Raw genomic sequence first — 15,431 nt, 5'->3', positions numbered from 1 at the left:
GGCGTGCCTAAGTTCAGGGAGTGCTCGATGTCCGTCGCCTACCGGCCGTTCCGTCTGCACGTCGCCCGCACCGAGCGGCTCAGCCCGACCTTCGTTCGGGTCACGCTCGCGGGCGACGATCTCGCCGGGTTCGGGCACGACGGGTTCGACCAGCGGGTCAAGGTCGTGGTGCCGCTGCCGGAGGTCGGGCTGGACGGTTTCCCCGGGGGCCCGGACTGGTACCCCGTCTGGCGTGAGCTGCCCGAGAGCAGGAAGAACCCGATCCGCACCTACACCGTGCGCGCCCTGCGCGGAGGCCGGGGCGAGCCCCGCGAGCTGGACATCGACTTCGCGCTGCACGGGCCCGTCGGCGTCGCGTCCCGGTGGGCCGCCGAGGCCCGGCCCGGCAGCCCCGCCCTCGTCGTCGGCCCCGACGCGACGTACTCCGGCCCGCCGGTCGGGCTCGAGTGGGCGCCCCCGGCCGGCGCGACCCGGCTGCTGCTGGCCGGCGACGAGACGGCCGTGCCCGCCGTGTGCGCGATCGCCGAGACGCTCGGCGACTCCGCCGCCCGGGTGCTCCTGGAGGTGCCCGAGCCCGGCGACGTGCTCGACCTGCGGGTCCCGCCGAACGTGGAGGTCACCTGGCTGCCCAGGGGTACGGCGCGGCACGGCGAGCTGCTGATCCCCGCCGTCCGCGAGGCCGTACGGGAGCTGGGGGTCGGGGCGGAGGAGAGCGCGCCCGCCGACGTGCCGGACGACGAGTCCGCCGAGCTCCTCTGGGACGTGCCCGAGCGGGCCTCCGGCGGCTTCTACGCCTGGCTGGCCGGCGAGATGGGCGTGGTCCGCGAACTGCGCCGCCACCTCGTACGGGAGCTGGGCGTGGACCGCTCGTGCGTCGCCTTCATGGGCTACTGGCGTCAGGGGGCACCCGAGCACGACTGAGCCGGGGGTCGCCTTGCTATGTTCCTGGTGATCGGATCCGCGCCTTTTGGCGTGGTTCTGGGAGGGGACGACGGGCGGACGGCGGGAGCGTGACGGGTGCGGGTGAGCAGGTGCGGGTGAGACTGCGGACCCGCCTGCGGTACTGGTTCGACGGCACGATGGATCGGGGCACCCCCGCCCTGATCGGCTGGCTGGGGCTGGCCTCGGTCGCCCTCATCGCGGTGGTCACGATCCTGGTCGTGATCCTCACGGACAAGGACGCCGAGGACAACAACGGCTGGATCGGCGTGGCCTGGATGAGCCTGCTGCGCACCCTCGACCCGGGCACGATGGGCGGCGACACCGGCCATCCGCTCTTCCTCGGCCTGATGCTCACCGTCACGATCGGCGGCATCTTCATCGTGAGCGCCCTCATCGGTGTGCTCACGACCGGCCTGGAGGCGCGGATCGCCGAGCTGCGCAAGGGCAGGTCGCAGCTCGTCGAACGCGGGCACACGATCATCCTGGGCTGGTCGGAGCAGGTCTTCACGGTGATCGGCGAGCTGGTGAAGGCCAACCAGAGCGCCCGGCGCTCGTGCGTGGTGATCCTCGCCGACCGCGACAAGGTCGGCATGGAGGACCAGATCCGGATGCGTGTGCCCGACACCGGCCACACCCGGGTCATCTGCCGCTCCGGCAACCCGCTCAAGGGCGCGGACCTCGAACTCGTCAGCCCAGACACGGCCAAGGCGATCATGGTGCTGCCGCCGCAGGGCGAGGACGCCGACATCGACGTCATCAAGGTGCTGCTGCTGCTCAACAACCGGTCGTGGCGCGGCGCCAGGCCGCACATCGTCGCCGCCGTACAGGACTCGGAGAACCTCGCGGCGGCCCGGCTCGCCGCCGGCGACTCGGCGCTGGTGATCGACGCCGACGACATCACCGTACGCATGGTCGTCCAGTCGCACCGCCAGGCCGGCCTGTCCACCGTCTGCACCGACCTGCTCGACTTCGCGGGCAACGAGATCTACTTCCGGCCCGAGCCCGCGCTCGTCGGCAGGAAGTACGGCGAGGTGCTCAACGCGTACGAGCTGGGCGTTCCGATCGGGGTGCACAAGGCCGACGGGCCGGTGCTGGTCAACCCGCCGCCCGACACCCCGATCGAGGCCGGCGACAGCATGATCGTGGTCGCAGAGGACGACCTGCTCATCCGCCTCGCCGACGCCCCCCACCCGGTCATCGAGGACGTCGTCACCACGGCCCCCGACCGGGAGCCGGTGCCGGACCGGACGCTGCTGATCGGCTGGAACGCCCGCGCCGCCAAGATCATCGACCTGCTCGACCGGCTCGCCCCGCCCGGCTCCGTCGTGGACGTGGCCGCGCCGCGCCGCCCCGCGTACGCGGTGGAGAGCGAGCGGCAGAGCCTGGTGGTCGGCTACAAGGTGTGCGAGCCGACCAGCAGGCGATCGCTCGAGGCCCTCGACCTCGGGACGTACCAGCACATCGTGGTGCTCTCGAACGACGGCGTCGCCCCGGACCGGGCCGACGACCGCACGCTGGTCACGCTGCTGCACCTGCGCGACATCGAGGTGCGGCTGGGCGACCCGTACTCGATCGTCACCGAGATGAACGACGACAACAACCGCGAGATCGCCCAGGTCACCAAGGCGGACGACTTCATCGTCAGCAGCAAGCTGATCTGCCTGCTGCTGACCCAGCTCGCCGAGAACCGCAACCTGTACGCGGTCTTCGCCGACCTGTTCGACCCGGCGGGCTCGGAGATCTATCTCAAGCCCGCCTCGGACTACGTGCGGCCGGGCGCGGAGGCCAACTTCGCGACCGTCATCGAGTCGGCGCGGCGCAGGGGCGAGGTCGCGATCGGCTACCGGCGGGGCCGGCACAGCGACGAGCCCCCGGCGTACGGCGTGACGCTCAACCCGCCCAAGGGCATCCCCCTGGTCCTCGGCGAGGGCGATCACGTCATCGTCGTCGCCGAGGACTGACGGGGGTCACATCGGGGTCAGAACTTCGCGCCCGTGACGGTCCAGGTGATCGACGTGCTCAGGGGGCCGTCCTGGTAGGCGGGGTCGCGCACGAAGTCGGTGGAGTCGGCGACCACGGCCGTGTAGACGCAGGTCCGCTCGCCCTTGACCTTGACCTTCAGGTCCTTGCGGCCGCACCACGGCTGCTCGGCCTGCCCGTGCGACATCTTGGGCTTGCGGTCGAAGACCTCGACGGAGGTGCGCCCGGCCCACTCGGCGATCTCGTGGCCGTTGACGAGCCAGCGGGTGGACACCGTCGGCACCGGGACCGGGGTGACCGACAGCGTGCCGCCCGCCCGCACCGGAGCGGAGCTCGGCGTGGCGTCGTCCACCAGCCCGGTCGTCTCGTAGAACTTGCGGGTCATCTCCTCACGGCCGACCAGGTTGAACGGCTTGACCAACGATCGCATCAGCGAGTTGTCACTGGGCCGGTAGATGCCGAGGTTGTAGTAGGCCGCGCCCTCGAACGTCCCGATCACGCCGCCGTCGGGGGTCTCGGCGCCCAGCCAGCGCCACCACTTGTTCCGCTGGGCGGTCTGCCGCGCCGCGTCGTACGTCGAGGTGTTGCGCTCCACCGGCTCGTCGCCCGTGTACGTGCTGCCGTCGTCGGGATAGGCCCAGTACGGGTACTCGTCGGCCAGGTCGCCGAGCGAGTGGCCCAGCTCGTGCGGCAGGATCTCGGGGCCGGAGGGGTGGCCGCCGGAGAAGGTGACCAGCTCCTCCTCGGTGTAGCCGGCGCCGCCGTACGTCGAGCTGTTGACCACCACGGCGATCTGGTCGAAGCCGGGGGCGAGCCCGGCGTAGGCGTAGGCGGCGTCCACGTCCACGCAGATCAGGCGGGCCAGGCCCTCGCAGTAGTACTCGCCGCCCAGCGCGGTGTCCTTCCGGACCCCCGGCTCCGGGTCGTTGTCGGAGCCGGACTCGTTCGAGACGACGTTGACCTGCCAGACGTTGAACAGCTTGCGGTAGCTCTTGAACGGCTCGCGCTGGGCCAGGATGTTCCAGCTGTTGGCCACCTGCGCGGTGTAGGCCGCCATCTCGCCCTCGGTGAAGCCGTCCCCGAGGTAGACGAGGTCGATGCGCTTGTCGCTCGGCCCGTTCACCTCGATCGGCGTCACCGTGGCGGACGGCGGGGCCAGGCTCCGCGATCTGGGGCCGTCGCTCACCGGCACGTCGACGTACCCCTTGGGGGCGTCCTGGTCGAACACCTCGACCTTCCGGGTGCCGTCGGGACCGGCGGCGTGTGCGGGCCAGGCCGGGAGGAGCGTCAGGGCCAGGAGCGCGCCGGCGAGCACGGGAAATCTGCGCACAAGGATCTCCTTGTCGGGGGAATTGCGCAGATTGTGGGGGCGGTGTGATCACAGCCCGATCACGCGCGGGGGTCGGATCCGGCCGGCCCCTTGACGTCCGCCGCGATCCCGCAGGTCGACGCCGCACATAACCGGCGGGTTATCCCGCTTTGGGATGCCGGGCCCCGGGATCGACCCCGGGCCGGGGGGCTCAGAGCAGGCCCATCGCGTCCTGTTCGCCCCGGCTCTCGATGACCTTGTTGATGGCGTCCACCATCTCCTGGCGGCTGTAGCTGCGGTCGGGCATCTCGTTCAGGTGCGCCAGCATGTCGGCCGGCAGGGCCACCCGGGCGGACGCCGAGGCGTAGACCTCGCGGCGGGTGGCCCGCTCACGATCGCGGAAGACCTCGTCCAGGACCTTCTGCATCTCCTCAAGCGCGGCACGGTCAGCCATGTCCACCCCTCCTTCGATCGCATGCAGCGCCCCTACCCGCACAGGTGCCGAGCACTCGCGGGGGCGGCTCAGTAGGACTTGAGGGAGATGGCGGTCGCCGCCTTGTGGATCTTCGCCGTGACGCGCTCGGCCATGCCGGAGGAGCCGGGAAGGTGGGGCAGCAGGCGCAGCATGAACATCTGGAACCGGATCTGGAGCCTCGACTTCATGACCATGCCCTTGAGGTTGCCCTCGGCCAGGGCCTGGTTGGCGGCGACGAAGGGCCGCAGCTCGCGCTCGTACGCGGCGAAGGCGGCGGCGTGGTCGCCGGACGCGGCGGCCAGCTCCCCGGCCAGCACGTACGCGCCGACGAGGGAGAGGCTGGTGCCCTGGCCCGAGGCGGGGGACGCGCAGTAGGCGGCGTCGCCGACCAGGACGACCCGGCCCTTCGACCAGGTGTCCATGTGGATCTGGCTCAGCGAGTCGAAGTAGAAGTCGGGTGCGTCGGCCATCGCGTCGAGCAGCCGGGGCACCTCCCAGCCGAAGCCGGCGAACCGCTCGGCGAGGGTCTTCTTCTGTCCTTCGACGTCGTGCCGGCCGGGGGCCGGGCCGTCCGAATCGAAGAGGAACATCGCCCGGGCGTCGGCGGCGCGGGAGGTGGCGTACATGAGCGCCGACCCGCCCGGCTCGGCCCGGCCCATCTCGACGCGGTCGAGGTTCAGGTGGTTGGGCACCGTGAAGATCGAGATGTGGTGTCCGAGGTCGCGGGTGAACCGGCCCTCGTCGCCGAAGGCGAGCCCGCGCACGTTGGAGTGCAGCCCGTCGGCGCCGACGACCAGGTCGAACACCCGCGAGGGGCCGCGCTCGAAGGTGACGAGCACGCCGTCCTCGGTCTCGGTCATCGAGGTGATCGAGTCGTCGAAGATGTACTCCGCCCGGTCGGCGGTCGCCTCGTGGAGGAGGCGGCCGAGGTCGCCACGCATGATCTCGACGTCGGTGTTCTCCCGGCCGCCGAACAGCTCGGCGTCCATGCTGGCGAGCCGCTCGCCCCGGGCGTCCACGAAGTGGGCGACCCGCATGTCCGTGCTGAGCGCCTCGATCCGGGGCAGCAGGCCCATCCGCTCGACGACGTCGAGGGCGGCACCCCGGATGTCGATCTTGTAGCCGCCGTCGCGCGGGGCGGGGGCGCGCTCGACCACCGTCGGAGCGAAGCCGTACTCGCTCAGCCAGTAGGCGAGCGTGGGGCCGGCGATGCTCGCACCGGAGATCAGGACCGTCTTCATGGGGGACTCCTCGGGGGTTCGTGGCGGCGTTCCCGCCGTCGGTGAATCCGACTGTACAGATGTCTCAGAAGTCTGTCTAGTACAAGCGTCTCAGACTTCCGTGTTAGGGTGACGGCATGGGAAATCGCGAAGATCTGCTCGCCGGCGCCAAGCGCTGCCTCTACGAGAAGGGGTATACGCGCACGACCGCGCGTGACATCGCGGCGGCGTCCGGCACCAGCCTGGCCTCCATCGGCTACCACTTCCGGTCCACCAAGGCCCTGCTCAACGAGGCCCTGTTCGACGCGATGCGGGAGTGGGGCGACGAGTTGGAACGGGCCCTCGGCCCCGACACGGGCATGCGGCCCGGCTCGCAGGAGCGGTTCGAGGCGATCTGGGAGCGGGTGGCCGGCTCGTTCACCACCCAGCGGCCGCTGTGGAGCACCCAGTTCGAGGTGATCACACAGCTCGACCACCTGCCCGAGATGCGGGCGGTGTTCGGCACCGGGCTGGAGGAGGCGCGCCGCGGGCTCGCCGAGATCTTCGACCCGGAGGCCGACCCCGAGACGCTCCGCGCGACCGGCCGGCTCTACCAGACCCTGCTCAGCGGCCTGCTGTCGCAGTGGCTGATCGACCCCGAGAACGCGCCCACCGGCGGCGACCTCGCGCGGGCGATCAGGGCCGTCGCCGCCGGCTTCGACCGCTGAGCCGCCCGTCCGAGCATCCGGTCCGGGCCGCTCCGGCGACGCCTGCCGGCCGCCGCCGGGGTCGGCGTGGCCGCCATGGTCGCCACCAACGTGCCGCTGACGTCGCCGCGCCTGACCGACCCGCGCGAGCTCGATAACGTATTTCGTAAATGGGATGTTCGAGGCGGTTGTTTCTCCGGCTCGGCGGTGCCGCCATGGCCGGAGCGCTGGTTTCGGGATGCGCCGAGGAGCGCGCCGGGCACGCGTGGGACGACGCCTTCGCCCTCGTACGCCGCCGGTGGCGCGACGTCACCGCCGGGTCGGGGTTCGACCCGCGGGCGGAGCCGTACCGGACCCGGCTGGCGGCGCTGGGAGCGGCGGTGGCCCGCAGTCACGCCGGCATGGCGCCGACCCGCCGGTCGCTCTGGCCCGACCTCCCGTTCCCCTCGTTCACCGCCACCCCGGCGCGGCTGCGGGCCATGGCCCGCGCGTACGCGCTGCCGGGCACCGGCGTGACCGGCGATCCGGGCTTCGGCGCGGCCGTCGCGGCCGGGATCGACCACTACCGGCGGCACGTGTACGCCGAGGACGCCGACGCGGACGGCAACTGGTGGACGTGGCGGATCGGCGTCCCGAAGGCGCTGCTCGACGCGGCCGTGCTGATCGGCCCGTGCCTGACGGAGCGGCAGGGCGCCGCGCTGCGCGACGCGGTGGACCGCTTCGTCCCCGAGTGCCTCTTGGACGACTACGACGGCACCAGCACCGGGGCCAACCGGGTGGACCTGTGCGTCGTGACGCTGCTGCGCGCGGTGCTCGGGGCCGACCCGGACAAGGCCACGCTCGCCGTCACGGCCCTCGCCCCGGTCTTCCCGTACGTCAGGGAGGGCGACGGGTTCCACCGGGACGGCTCGTTCGTCCAGCACACGTCCGTGCCGTACCAGGGCGGGTACGGAGCGGTGCTGCTGTCCGGCCTGGCGACGATGTCCGCGGTGCTGCGCGGCACGCCGTGGGAGATCGCCGACCCGCGCCGTCAGGTCGTGCTCGACGCCGTCGAGAGGTCGTTCGCGCCGTTCGTGTACGACGGCTTCTGCATGGACCTCGTCCGGGGCCGGGGCGTCGGCAGGAGGCCGTACGGCGACCACGAGAAGGGACGCGAGATCGCCGCGTCGATCCTGCTGCTGGGCGAGACGGCCTCCGCCGCCGAGCGCGCCCGCTGGCAGGCTGTGGTCAAGGGGTGGGCGGTGCGCGAGACCTCCGTCCCCATGCTCCGCGCGGCCGAGCGCGCCGATCTGGGGTTCCACGCCCGCCTGGCCGCGATCCTGGACGACGACACGATCCCGGCGGCGGGCGAGCCCTCCGGACACCGGCTGTTCCCGATGAGCGCCCGCGCCGTCCACCGCCGCCCCGGCTGGTGCGCGGCGCTGAGCATGGCGTCTCACCGGATCGGCCACTACGAGCACGGCAACGGCGAGAACCCGCGCGGCTGGCACACCGGCTCCGGGATGCTCTACTGGTGGGCCGAGGGCCACGGCGACCAGTACTCCGACTCCTTCTGGCCGACCGTGGACCCGTACCGGCTGCCCGGGACGACCGTCTCCACCCGGCGGCTGCCCGACGGGGCGGGGGAGGCGTGGGGCGACACCCGCCCGCCCGGCCGCTGGGTCGGCGGCGCCGCCGACGGCGTGTACGCGTCGGTCGGCCAGCATCTGAACGGCTTCGAGAGCACGCTCGACGCGTTCAAGTCGTGGTTCTTCCTCGACGACGCGGTCGTCTGCCTGGGCGCCGGCATCACCGCCGAGGACGGCGTGCCGGTCGAGACCGTCGTGGACAACCGCCGGACCGACGCCGTCCTCACCGTCGACCCCGAGGCGGGCTGGGCGCATCTGGAGGGGCACGCGGGCTACGTCCTGCCCGGCGGCGGGCGGCTGCGCACGCTCCGCGAGGAACGTGTCGCCGGCCCGACGGCCAGGAGATATGTGACGTTGTGGCTCGACCACGGCGTGGATCCCGTCTCGGCCGGATACGCCTACCTGCTCCTGCCCGGAGCGAGCCGGGAGCTGACCCGGGCCCGCGCCGCCGACCCCGGCTGGGTGCGGGTGCTCGCCAACACCACCCGGCAGCAGGCCGTACGGGTGCCGTCCCTGGGGATCACCGCAGCCAACTTCTGGAACGACGGAGCGGTCGCCGGTCTGGCCGCCTCCGCCCCGTGCGCGGTCCTCGTCAGGGAACGCGGCGACGGGACGGCGATGCTGACCGTGGCCGATCCCCGCTGCGACCTGGACGAGCTGACCCTGACCTGGGACCGGCCGACGGACGGGCTGCTCGGCGGCCATCCGCTCCTGGACGACGCCGTGGTCGGAGCGCGGCTCACGCTCGCCTTCGGGCGTCTCGCCGACCTGGACGGCGGATCCGTCACCGTGACCGTCCGTCTCGCGGACCGGTAGGCGGGGCCTCTCCGTAGATCGCTTCGTGATAGAAGAGCACGCACATCTCATGTCTCTTCTTGGGGTATTCGTGAAGAAACTCGCACGACGCGCCGCGGCACAGACGCTCGCCGCCGCCTTCCTCCTCACCGCCTTCGCCGGTCCCGCCCGCGCCGACGCGCAGGACGCCGACGCCGCGATCGCCCAGGAGTGGCAGACCACGTGGGACACCTACAACTTCTCCGACACCACGCCGCCCGCCGAGGGCTCCGGACGCAGCCGGGTCACGACCAGCATCTCGGTCGAGATCGACGCGCCCGCCGCGCGCGTCTTCCCGGCGTACTCGAACTTCAATAACCACATCGGCATGAACCCGTTCCTGCGTCGGGTCGTCACCCACAAGGACTGGTGGAACGCGGGCACCCGCTCCATCAACCTCACCGCCATCGAGGAGATCCCGTACGAGGGCACGGTGGTCGTCAGCAAGACCCACGCGCAGCAGCGCCTCCACCCGGACCAGCTCTACTACGAGACGGACAGCTGGTCCTTCCCCGGCGTCGTCACCCACCAGAAGATCGTTTTCACGCAGCTGAAGGGCGGCAAGACCCAGGTCACCGAGCGGCTCACCTTCGAGGCGGACAACGACATGATCGACTTCGCCGCCACGAACGGCGTCGCCGCCCACCAGCAGTTGCAGGGAGCTCTCAAGCAGGCGATCGAGAGCGGCGCGCTCTGATCCACGCCACCGCTGACGCCGGACCGGTCCGGCGTCAGCGGGGTCACCAGGCGAGGCCGCTCACCCGCGCCTCTCCCCACCACACGCGCTGCCGCGGCAGGCCCAGCGGCGGCGCGTCGGATGGATAGCCGGTCGCCGGCGTCGCCGTTCCCGGCGCGGGGCGCAGGTCCACGCGGAACAACTCGTACATGGCGCCGGCGCCGTACGGGCACGCCTGCTCGTTCACCGAGATCAGCAGGTAGCGCCCGGAGGGGTCCGCGGTGAAGGCGTCGATGTCGCGACAGGGAAGGTTGAAGGCGCTGCCGGCCGGCTTCCTCGCGGGCGGTTCGACGATGACGATGCGCTGCTCGCCGCCCCCGAATTCGGCCCCGGAGACCGCCATCCGCGTCTCACCGGCGAGGCTGAGCCCGGTGCCCTCCTCGAAGACGTTCATCACGAAGAGCGTCGCGGCCGCGTAGAGGTCCGATCCCGGGCGGCGGGTGTCGAGCGCGAGCAGCCGGGCCGAACGGGCGCGCGGCGGTCGTGCGCGGAACACCAGGGTGTCCGCGTCCCGCCAGTGCAGGCCGAGGCTCCTCGTCTGGAACGGGTCGCCGCCCTGTCCGCCGGGCGCGGACCACTCCCGCCGCTCCTCGGCGAGGCCGACCTTCGTCGCGGCGATCTCGGTCGGGTCCGCGGGGTCGCCCACGACCAGCGAGTAGGCGATCCGGCCGCCCGGCGAGACGGCCAGATCCCTGATCATCCCCTCGTGGTCGCCGCCGACACGGTCGCCGATCGACGCCTGGCCGTCCTCGTCCAGGACGACCCGGTAGATCCGCGACGACCGGCCGCCCATGGCACCGTCGCCCATAGTCGTGACGGCGGCGAGGTAGGACCCGGGCACGACGTCCCTGGCGACAGCCGTGAACTGGTAGAACTCCCGGTCGGGCGCGCCGACGAAGTCCGGTCTCCCGCGTCCGGCCAGGTCGAGCACCGCCAACCGGTCTTCCGTCAGGGCCAGGGCGTACCGCGGGGTGCCGTCCGCGGTGAGGACCCGTGCCGGCCCCGGCGCGAGTCGCAGGGCGGCCAGGGCCGCCAGGACCGCCCCCGCGCCGATGGCGATCGCCCCGGCGTGGATCGCGATGGCACGCCAGGGGACGGCGCGGCGCGGTCGCGCGGTCGCGGGCCTCGTCCCGGTCCAGGCATCGTCTCGACGAGGTCGAGGGAGGGGATGTACAGGGCCAGCCACATCAGGGCGTGGTCCCAGACGGTCAGCAGCGCGGCCAGCGACCACCAGAACAGGGGGTACGCCTCGCGGGAGGGCGGAAGGGAGGCGGAGGGGGGCAACCGGCGTTCCCATGGTCGGTTCGGACATCGGGCCGGATGATGGTGACGGTCCGCCTCCCCCGGGTCAAATCGGTCCTCTTCTCTCGGATCGGACCGGGCCCGCGACGACCGCCTTTCGTCAGCCGGCCGACCAGAGGGCCTTGCCGTCCTTGGAATAGATCACGATGTTGCCCTGGTTCTGCACCGCCAGGTAGGCGCCGGAGTTGCCCGCCGTCTTGGTGGTCCACACGCCCTGCTTGGACGCGTTGTAGATCACCAGGTTGCCCTCCTTCTGCATCGTGGCGCTCGCGCCCGGCTGGTTCGCCGTCGGCGTGGTCCACAGGGCCTTGTTCGCCCGCGCGTAGAGGACGAGGTTGCCCTCCTTCTGCATGAGCAGCTTGTACGCGCCGTTCGGCGACTGCACCCACTGCCCGGTCTTCAGCGTGTGCCCGGAGGGGAGCGACCCGACGTAGGCGTGCCTCGACCACAGGAACCGGTTGTCGGCGGAGTAGATGACCAGGTTCCCGTCATCCTGCACCGTGAGGTAGGCGCCGGGGTTGCCCGCGGTGTTGGTGCTCCACAGCGGCTGCTTCGCCGAGTTGTAGATCACCAGGTTGCCCTCGCGCTGCATGGTCGCGTACGCGGGAGCGCCCGAAGTGGGCGTCGCCCACATCGCCTTGTTGCCCGGGCCGTACAGGACGAGGTTGCCCTGCGACTGCTGGATCAGCTTGTACTGGCCGTTCCGGGACTTCACGGACTCGGCCGGCTTGAGGACCTCACCCGCGGTCAGCTTGTTGTCCGTCTTGTCGGGGGCGTCGGCGTGGGCCGCCGTCCCGAACGACAACGGCAGCGCCAGCGCGGCGGTGATGAGCGCGCTCGCCCCCAGGCCGCGCCCAGCCTTCCGCTTGAGTGAACGCTTGGAAACTCGCGTCACGACACAGACTCCGAATCTTCTCGTGCTTGCTCGGCCACCCGCGTCCCGGCACCGGCCTCGCGCCGGCGGGCCGATCGGCGGTGTGGGGGAGACACCGGACGGACGCGGAATGAAGGGCCCGCGGCCTGTGCCCCCTGGGAGCGCATGGGGCTCCCGTCGCCGCGGGACCACCACCTTAGGGAACGGAGATCGTCGTGGGTGACGGTCGTTCGACCCACAATGCGATCGGTGATCGAGCGATCACAGGTCGTCCACCTGGATGAGCCCGTCCTGAATGGCCCGCGCGACGAGCTTCGCCTTGGTCCTGGCCTCCCGGCCCACGCTCGCGTACTTGATCCGCACCCGGTCCAGATAGGTGTTGACCGTACGCGGTGTGATGCCCAGCCGCTCCGCGACGAGCTCCTTCGACTCGCACTGGAACCACTCGATCAGCACCTCCTCCTCGCGTACGGAGAGCCGCGGCCGCTCCGTGGCCGTGTTCGCGCCGAACGCGCCCGCCAGCGCCGGCGGCGTGTACGGCAGGTCGCGGGCGGCGGCGACCGTGGCCGCGACGAGGTGGTCCTCTCCCTCGGCCTTGGTGAGATAGGTGAACGCCCCGATGTCCAAGCAGGTCAACGCGGTCCGCTCGTCGTCGCGCATCGTGTAGACGATCACCTGCCGGCCGGCGTCCACCAGGCATCGCAGATCGTCGTACGCCAGGCGGGACCCCGACAGTTGCAGGTCGAGCACGACGACCGCCGCTGAGTCCCCGGGCCGCGTCCACGCAGTCTCCGCGGTCGCGCCGGAGGCGACGACCTCGATCGGCGGGTCCGCAGTGGAGTACCAGTGCTCCACGCCCGCAAGGACCACCGGGTGATCGTCGATCACCGCCACCGTGATGGCATCGTCCGCCGCCACACTGCCTCCACCCACAGCCGGTCTTCCGTCACCACATGTTCGACTTCGACGTGACCGGACTCGTACTCCGGACACGCCCGTCCCGGCGCGTCCCCGACCGCGCTGACCCGGACCCGCTCCGGCGTGCGGACCACGGTGACCCGTGCCGTCGAGACCGCCGCGGCCAGCACGGCCGACACCGGGTCGATCAGGTCGCGCCTCACCTCCTTCGGCACGTACCGCGGCTCGCCCCGGGCCGCGAACCTGACCGCGACCCCGTTGCGCTCGGCGACCTCGATGACCGCCCGCAGCTCGTGCGCCAGCCGGTCGGACACGTTGTCGCCCTCCGCGAAGAGGCGGCGCATCCTGGCGGCCTCCTGCGCGCACCGGCGCCGCGTCTCCGGATCGGACGGGTCGAGAGAGCCGTACCCCAGCCCGGCGAGCAACGGGATCGTCGTGCTCAGCAACGCGACGTAGCGCTGCCGGTGGTCGCCGTGCATGTGCTCGGCCACGGCCTCCTCGGTGCGGATCCCTTCCTCCTCGGCCGCCGCCGCGCTGGCCCGCGCGGCGATGCGCTGGACGCCCCGGACCAGCAGGCCGAGCGCGAGCTGGAAGCCGTAGACCGACACCGCCGACACCGCCATGGCCGCCCACGTCTCAGGCTCGGGCACATCGGGCACGACCGCCTTGGCGACCGCCGGCGCGAGGAGCACGGCGAGGAACGCGGTGAGGAACACCCACGGCAGGTCGAAGAGCAGCAGCACGCCGTACCAGCCGACCAGCCCGAAGTGCCAGTGGGCCGGATCCAGATGGTTGCCCGGCGGGGCGGCGAGGGACGCCGCGCCGGCCGCGAGCAGCACCAGCGTCGCGCCGGCCGACCGTGCCGCGATCGGGATGCGCCCGCCGCGGACCAGGAACGCGGCGGCGGCGGCCGCCACCCCCGCCAGCAGGACGAAACTCGCGACCTCCAGCCACAGCGGACGGTAGCGGTCGATGTTCCCGACGAGAGCCGTCAGGCAGAGGCCGAACTGCACGGTCACCGTGACCGCGAGGATCGAGACGCGGATGCCGCGAAGCAGCCGGTCCTCGATCCGGCCGGCGGATCTGTCGCGGGGCTCAGCCGTCGCGGTCATCCGGCCACGTCCAACGCACAGTGGTTCCCCGGCCCGGCCTCGACGTCACCAGCGCCCGGCCGCCCGCGGCCGCCATCCGCTCGATGATGGAGCCGGAGACGCCCCGCCGATGCGGGGACACTTCGTCCGGATCGAAGCCGCGGCCGCGGTCCCGCAGCTCGACCACGATCCTGCCGCGCTCGTCCACCTCCGCGCGCAACGCCGCCTCCGCCGCCTCCGCGTGCCGCTCGACGTTGGTCAGCGCCTCGCGTACGCCGTGGAAGACGGCGAGCGCCGGTCCGGCGGGCAGCGGCGGCAGGCGGCCGATCTCGGACCGGACGAGCACCGCCCGGCGACGGGTCGCGGTGGCCAGCAGCCGGCCCAGGTCCACACGGCTGACATCCGAGCCGGGCACCCTGGCGAGCTCCTCCAGGTCCTGGCGCGCCCGCTCGGCCACCCGCCGCGTCCCGTCGCCGGTGCCCGCCGCGACCATCAGCAAGGTCGCGCTCGCCGTGTCGTGCAGGGTCGCCAGGTACTCCCGTTCGCCCGCGCGCCTCGCCGCCGTCACCGCGGCCTCGCGCCGCCGGGCCGCCACCCGCCCGGTGAGCCGATCGGCCCGGCGCGCCTGGGAACGGACCAGCACGTACGACAACCGGGACAGGGTCAGTTCCGTCAGCACGCGTACGGCGGGCGGCAGCATCGGCCACCATTCACCGGAGTACGCGACCGAGCCGGCGACGTACGCGCCGAGCCCGAGGACGGCCAGGGCGCCGCCGACCAGCGGCTTCGTCGGCCACTCGTACGGGAACGTGACGGCGGTTATGGAGACCACCGCCAGCACCCAGCTCCCCGAGTCCGGGGTGCCGGCGACCGGCTGGCCGAGCCCGATCGAGACGAGGACCACGCCGTCCACGGCGGCGACGCTCCACGTGTCGCGGCGCGACCGGCTCCTGGGCCGGACGAGGTGGAGGGCGCACCATCCGATCGCGACGCCCGCCAGGGCCGCCGCCACCGGTTCGCGCCCGGAGGGCGCCGCGAAGAACCCGAAAACCGCGCAGGGCACGATCACCGCCGTGCGCAGCCAGACCGCGTAACGCTCGGCCGCCCGGTTCAGCTCGCGCTCGGCGGCTCCCGGTCCCGCCCTGGCGCCGCCTTCCCCGGCGACCGCCGCCCGGAGTCCCCCGACCATTCGCCGAAGACTATCGACCTCCCACAGGCCGTCAACTCCACAAGTCAGACGATCCGGTCGGCGATGAGACGTGCAGGCGTGGGGCGGGCGGGCCCGCCCCACGCCTTGGGATGGGTCACGTACGGGACGTACGGCGGCGGCGCAGCTCGCCCAGCGTCAGCGCCGCGGCGACGAGCCCGGCCCCGGCCGCGAGCCACCCCGCGGCCCCGTGCGAGGGCTCCGGAGCGGCGGGCGCGCCGGACGACGG

The 15,431-nt window shown here is 72.3% G+C and carries 13 protein-coding genes; 5 read left to right on the top strand and 8 right to left on the bottom strand.

Annotated elements, in window-relative coordinates; genetic code table 11:
• Positions 1-27: 27 nt before the first annotated feature.
• Both AWQ70_RS32600 and AWQ70_RS32595 read left to right on the top strand, forming a co-directional pair.
• Positions 28-921: a siderophore-interacting protein gene (locus AWQ70_RS32600; protein WP_067184988.1), complete on the top strand. Its 894-nt coding sequence runs from the start codon at positions 28-30 to the stop codon at positions 919-921.
• 116 nt (positions 922-1,037) lie between these two features.
• Positions 1,038-2,903, top strand: a complete 1,866-nt coding sequence (locus tag AWQ70_RS32595; RefSeq protein ID WP_306303425.1) for a CASTOR/POLLUX-related putative ion channel — start codon at positions 1,038-1,040, stop codon at positions 2,901-2,903.
• 17 nt (positions 2,904-2,920) lie between these two features.
• Here the strand turns inward: AWQ70_RS32595 and AWQ70_RS32590 are convergent, their stop codons facing one another.
• The 3 genes from AWQ70_RS32590 to AWQ70_RS32580 all read right to left on the bottom strand — a co-directional run bounded on the left by AWQ70_RS32590 (position 2,921) and on the right by AWQ70_RS32580 (position 5,947).
• Positions 2,921-4,252, bottom strand: coding sequence for a M64 family metallopeptidase (locus AWQ70_RS32590; RefSeq protein ID WP_157530750.1), 1,332 nt, complete (start codon positions 4,250-4,252; stop codon positions 2,921-2,923).
• Positions 4,253-4,442: 190 nt separating this feature from the next.
• Positions 4,443-4,685, bottom strand: coding sequence for a hypothetical protein (locus AWQ70_RS32585; RefSeq protein WP_067184982.1), 243 nt, complete (start codon positions 4,683-4,685; stop codon positions 4,443-4,445).
• A 68-nt stretch (positions 4,686-4,753) separates the two neighbouring features.
• A complete protein-coding gene (locus AWQ70_RS32580) occupies positions 4,754-5,947 on the bottom strand; it encodes an FAD-dependent monooxygenase (RefSeq protein ID WP_067184979.1) in 1,194 nt (397 codons plus the stop codon).
• Positions 5,948-6,063: 116 nt separating this feature from the next.
• On the opposite strand from AWQ70_RS32580, the gene AWQ70_RS32575 reads away from it, so the two are divergent.
• The 3 genes from AWQ70_RS32575 to AWQ70_RS32565 all read left to right on the top strand — a co-directional run bounded on the left by AWQ70_RS32575 (position 6,064) and on the right by AWQ70_RS32565 (position 9,771).
• Positions 6,064-6,633, top strand: a complete 570-nt coding sequence (locus AWQ70_RS32575; protein WP_067184977.1) for a TetR/AcrR family transcriptional regulator — start codon at positions 6,064-6,066, stop codon at positions 6,631-6,633.
• A gap of 194 nt (positions 6,634-6,827) precedes the next feature.
• Positions 6,828-9,056, top strand: a complete 2,229-nt coding sequence (locus AWQ70_RS32570) for a polysaccharide lyase 8 family protein (protein WP_245647252.1) — start codon at positions 6,828-6,830, stop codon at positions 9,054-9,056.
• Positions 9,057-9,126: 70 nt separating this feature from the next.
• The gene (locus AWQ70_RS32565) at positions 9,127-9,771 is read left to right on the top strand and encodes an SRPBCC family protein (RefSeq protein ID WP_067184972.1); all 645 of its coding nucleotides are present in this window, start codon (positions 9,127-9,129) and stop codon (positions 9,769-9,771) included.
• Between the two features lie 43 nt (positions 9,772-9,814).
• On the opposite strand, the gene AWQ70_RS32560 is transcribed toward AWQ70_RS32565, so the two are convergent.
• From AWQ70_RS32560 to AWQ70_RS32540, 5 genes are all read right to left on the bottom strand, one after another.
• The gene (locus AWQ70_RS32560) at positions 9,815-10,996 is read right to left on the bottom strand and encodes a hypothetical protein (protein ID WP_157530746.1); all 1,182 of its coding nucleotides are present in this window, start codon (positions 10,994-10,996) and stop codon (positions 9,815-9,817) included.
• A gap of 216 nt (positions 10,997-11,212) precedes the next feature.
• Entirely contained in the window at positions 11,213-12,007 is a 795-nt protein-coding gene (locus AWQ70_RS32555; protein WP_067184967.1) for a hypothetical protein, read from the bottom strand.
• Between the two features lie 240 nt (positions 12,008-12,247).
• Entirely contained in the window at positions 12,248-12,904 is a 657-nt protein-coding gene (locus tag AWQ70_RS32550; protein ID WP_218004741.1) for a response regulator transcription factor, read from the bottom strand.
• Positions 12,871-14,016 carry a hypothetical protein gene (locus tag AWQ70_RS32545; RefSeq protein ID WP_067184965.1) on the bottom strand — a complete coding sequence of 382 codons (1,146 nt, stop codon included), beginning with the start codon at positions 14,014-14,016 and terminating at the stop codon, positions 12,871-12,873. Before AWQ70_RS32545 ends, AWQ70_RS32550 begins: the two co-directional genes overlap by 34 nt.
• The gene (locus AWQ70_RS32540; RefSeq protein ID WP_084518059.1) at positions 14,000-15,184 is read right to left on the bottom strand and encodes a sensor histidine kinase; all 1,185 of its coding nucleotides are present in this window, start codon (positions 15,182-15,184) and stop codon (positions 14,000-14,002) included. Before AWQ70_RS32540 ends, AWQ70_RS32545 begins: the two co-directional genes overlap by 17 nt.
• Between the last annotated feature and the right edge of the window lie 247 nt (positions 15,185-15,431).

Origin of the sequence: Microtetraspora niveoalba (genome assembly GCF_001570405.1) — a bacterium.
GTDB classification, from domain to species: domain Bacteria; phylum Actinomycetota; class Actinomycetes; order Streptosporangiales; family Streptosporangiaceae; genus Microtetraspora; species Microtetraspora niveoalba.
Note: the sequence above shows the minus strand (reverse complement) of the source record. Positions and strands in the feature narration are given on the sequence as shown.

What these genes read in the sequence shown, in the direction of transcription:
- AWQ70_RS32545 (WP_067184965.1), bottom strand. Translation starts at nt 14,016, where the DNA reads ATGACCGCGACGGCTGAGCCCCGCGACAGATCCGCCGGCCGGATCGAG.
- AWQ70_RS32575 (WP_067184977.1), top strand. Translation starts at nt 6,064, where the DNA reads ATGGGAAATCGCGAAGATCTGCTCGCCGGCGCCAAGCGCTGCCTCTAC.
- AWQ70_RS32585 (WP_067184982.1), bottom strand. Translation starts at nt 4,685, where the DNA reads ATGGCTGACCGTGCCGCGCTTGAGGAGATGCAGAAGGTCCTGGACGAG.
- AWQ70_RS32570 (WP_245647252.1), top strand. Translation starts at nt 6,828, where the DNA reads ATGGCCGGAGCGCTGGTTTCGGGATGCGCCGAGGAGCGCGCCGGGCAC.
- AWQ70_RS32540 (WP_084518059.1), bottom strand. Translation starts at nt 15,184, where the DNA reads ATGGTCGGGGGACTCCGGGCGGCGGTCGCCGGGGAAGGCGGCGCCAGG.
- AWQ70_RS32580 (WP_067184979.1), bottom strand. Translation starts at nt 5,947, where the DNA reads ATGAAGACGGTCCTGATCTCCGGTGCGAGCATCGCCGGCCCCACGCTC.
- AWQ70_RS32600 (WP_067184988.1), top strand. Translation starts at nt 28, where the DNA reads ATGTCCGTCGCCTACCGGCCGTTCCGTCTGCACGTCGCCCGCACCGAG.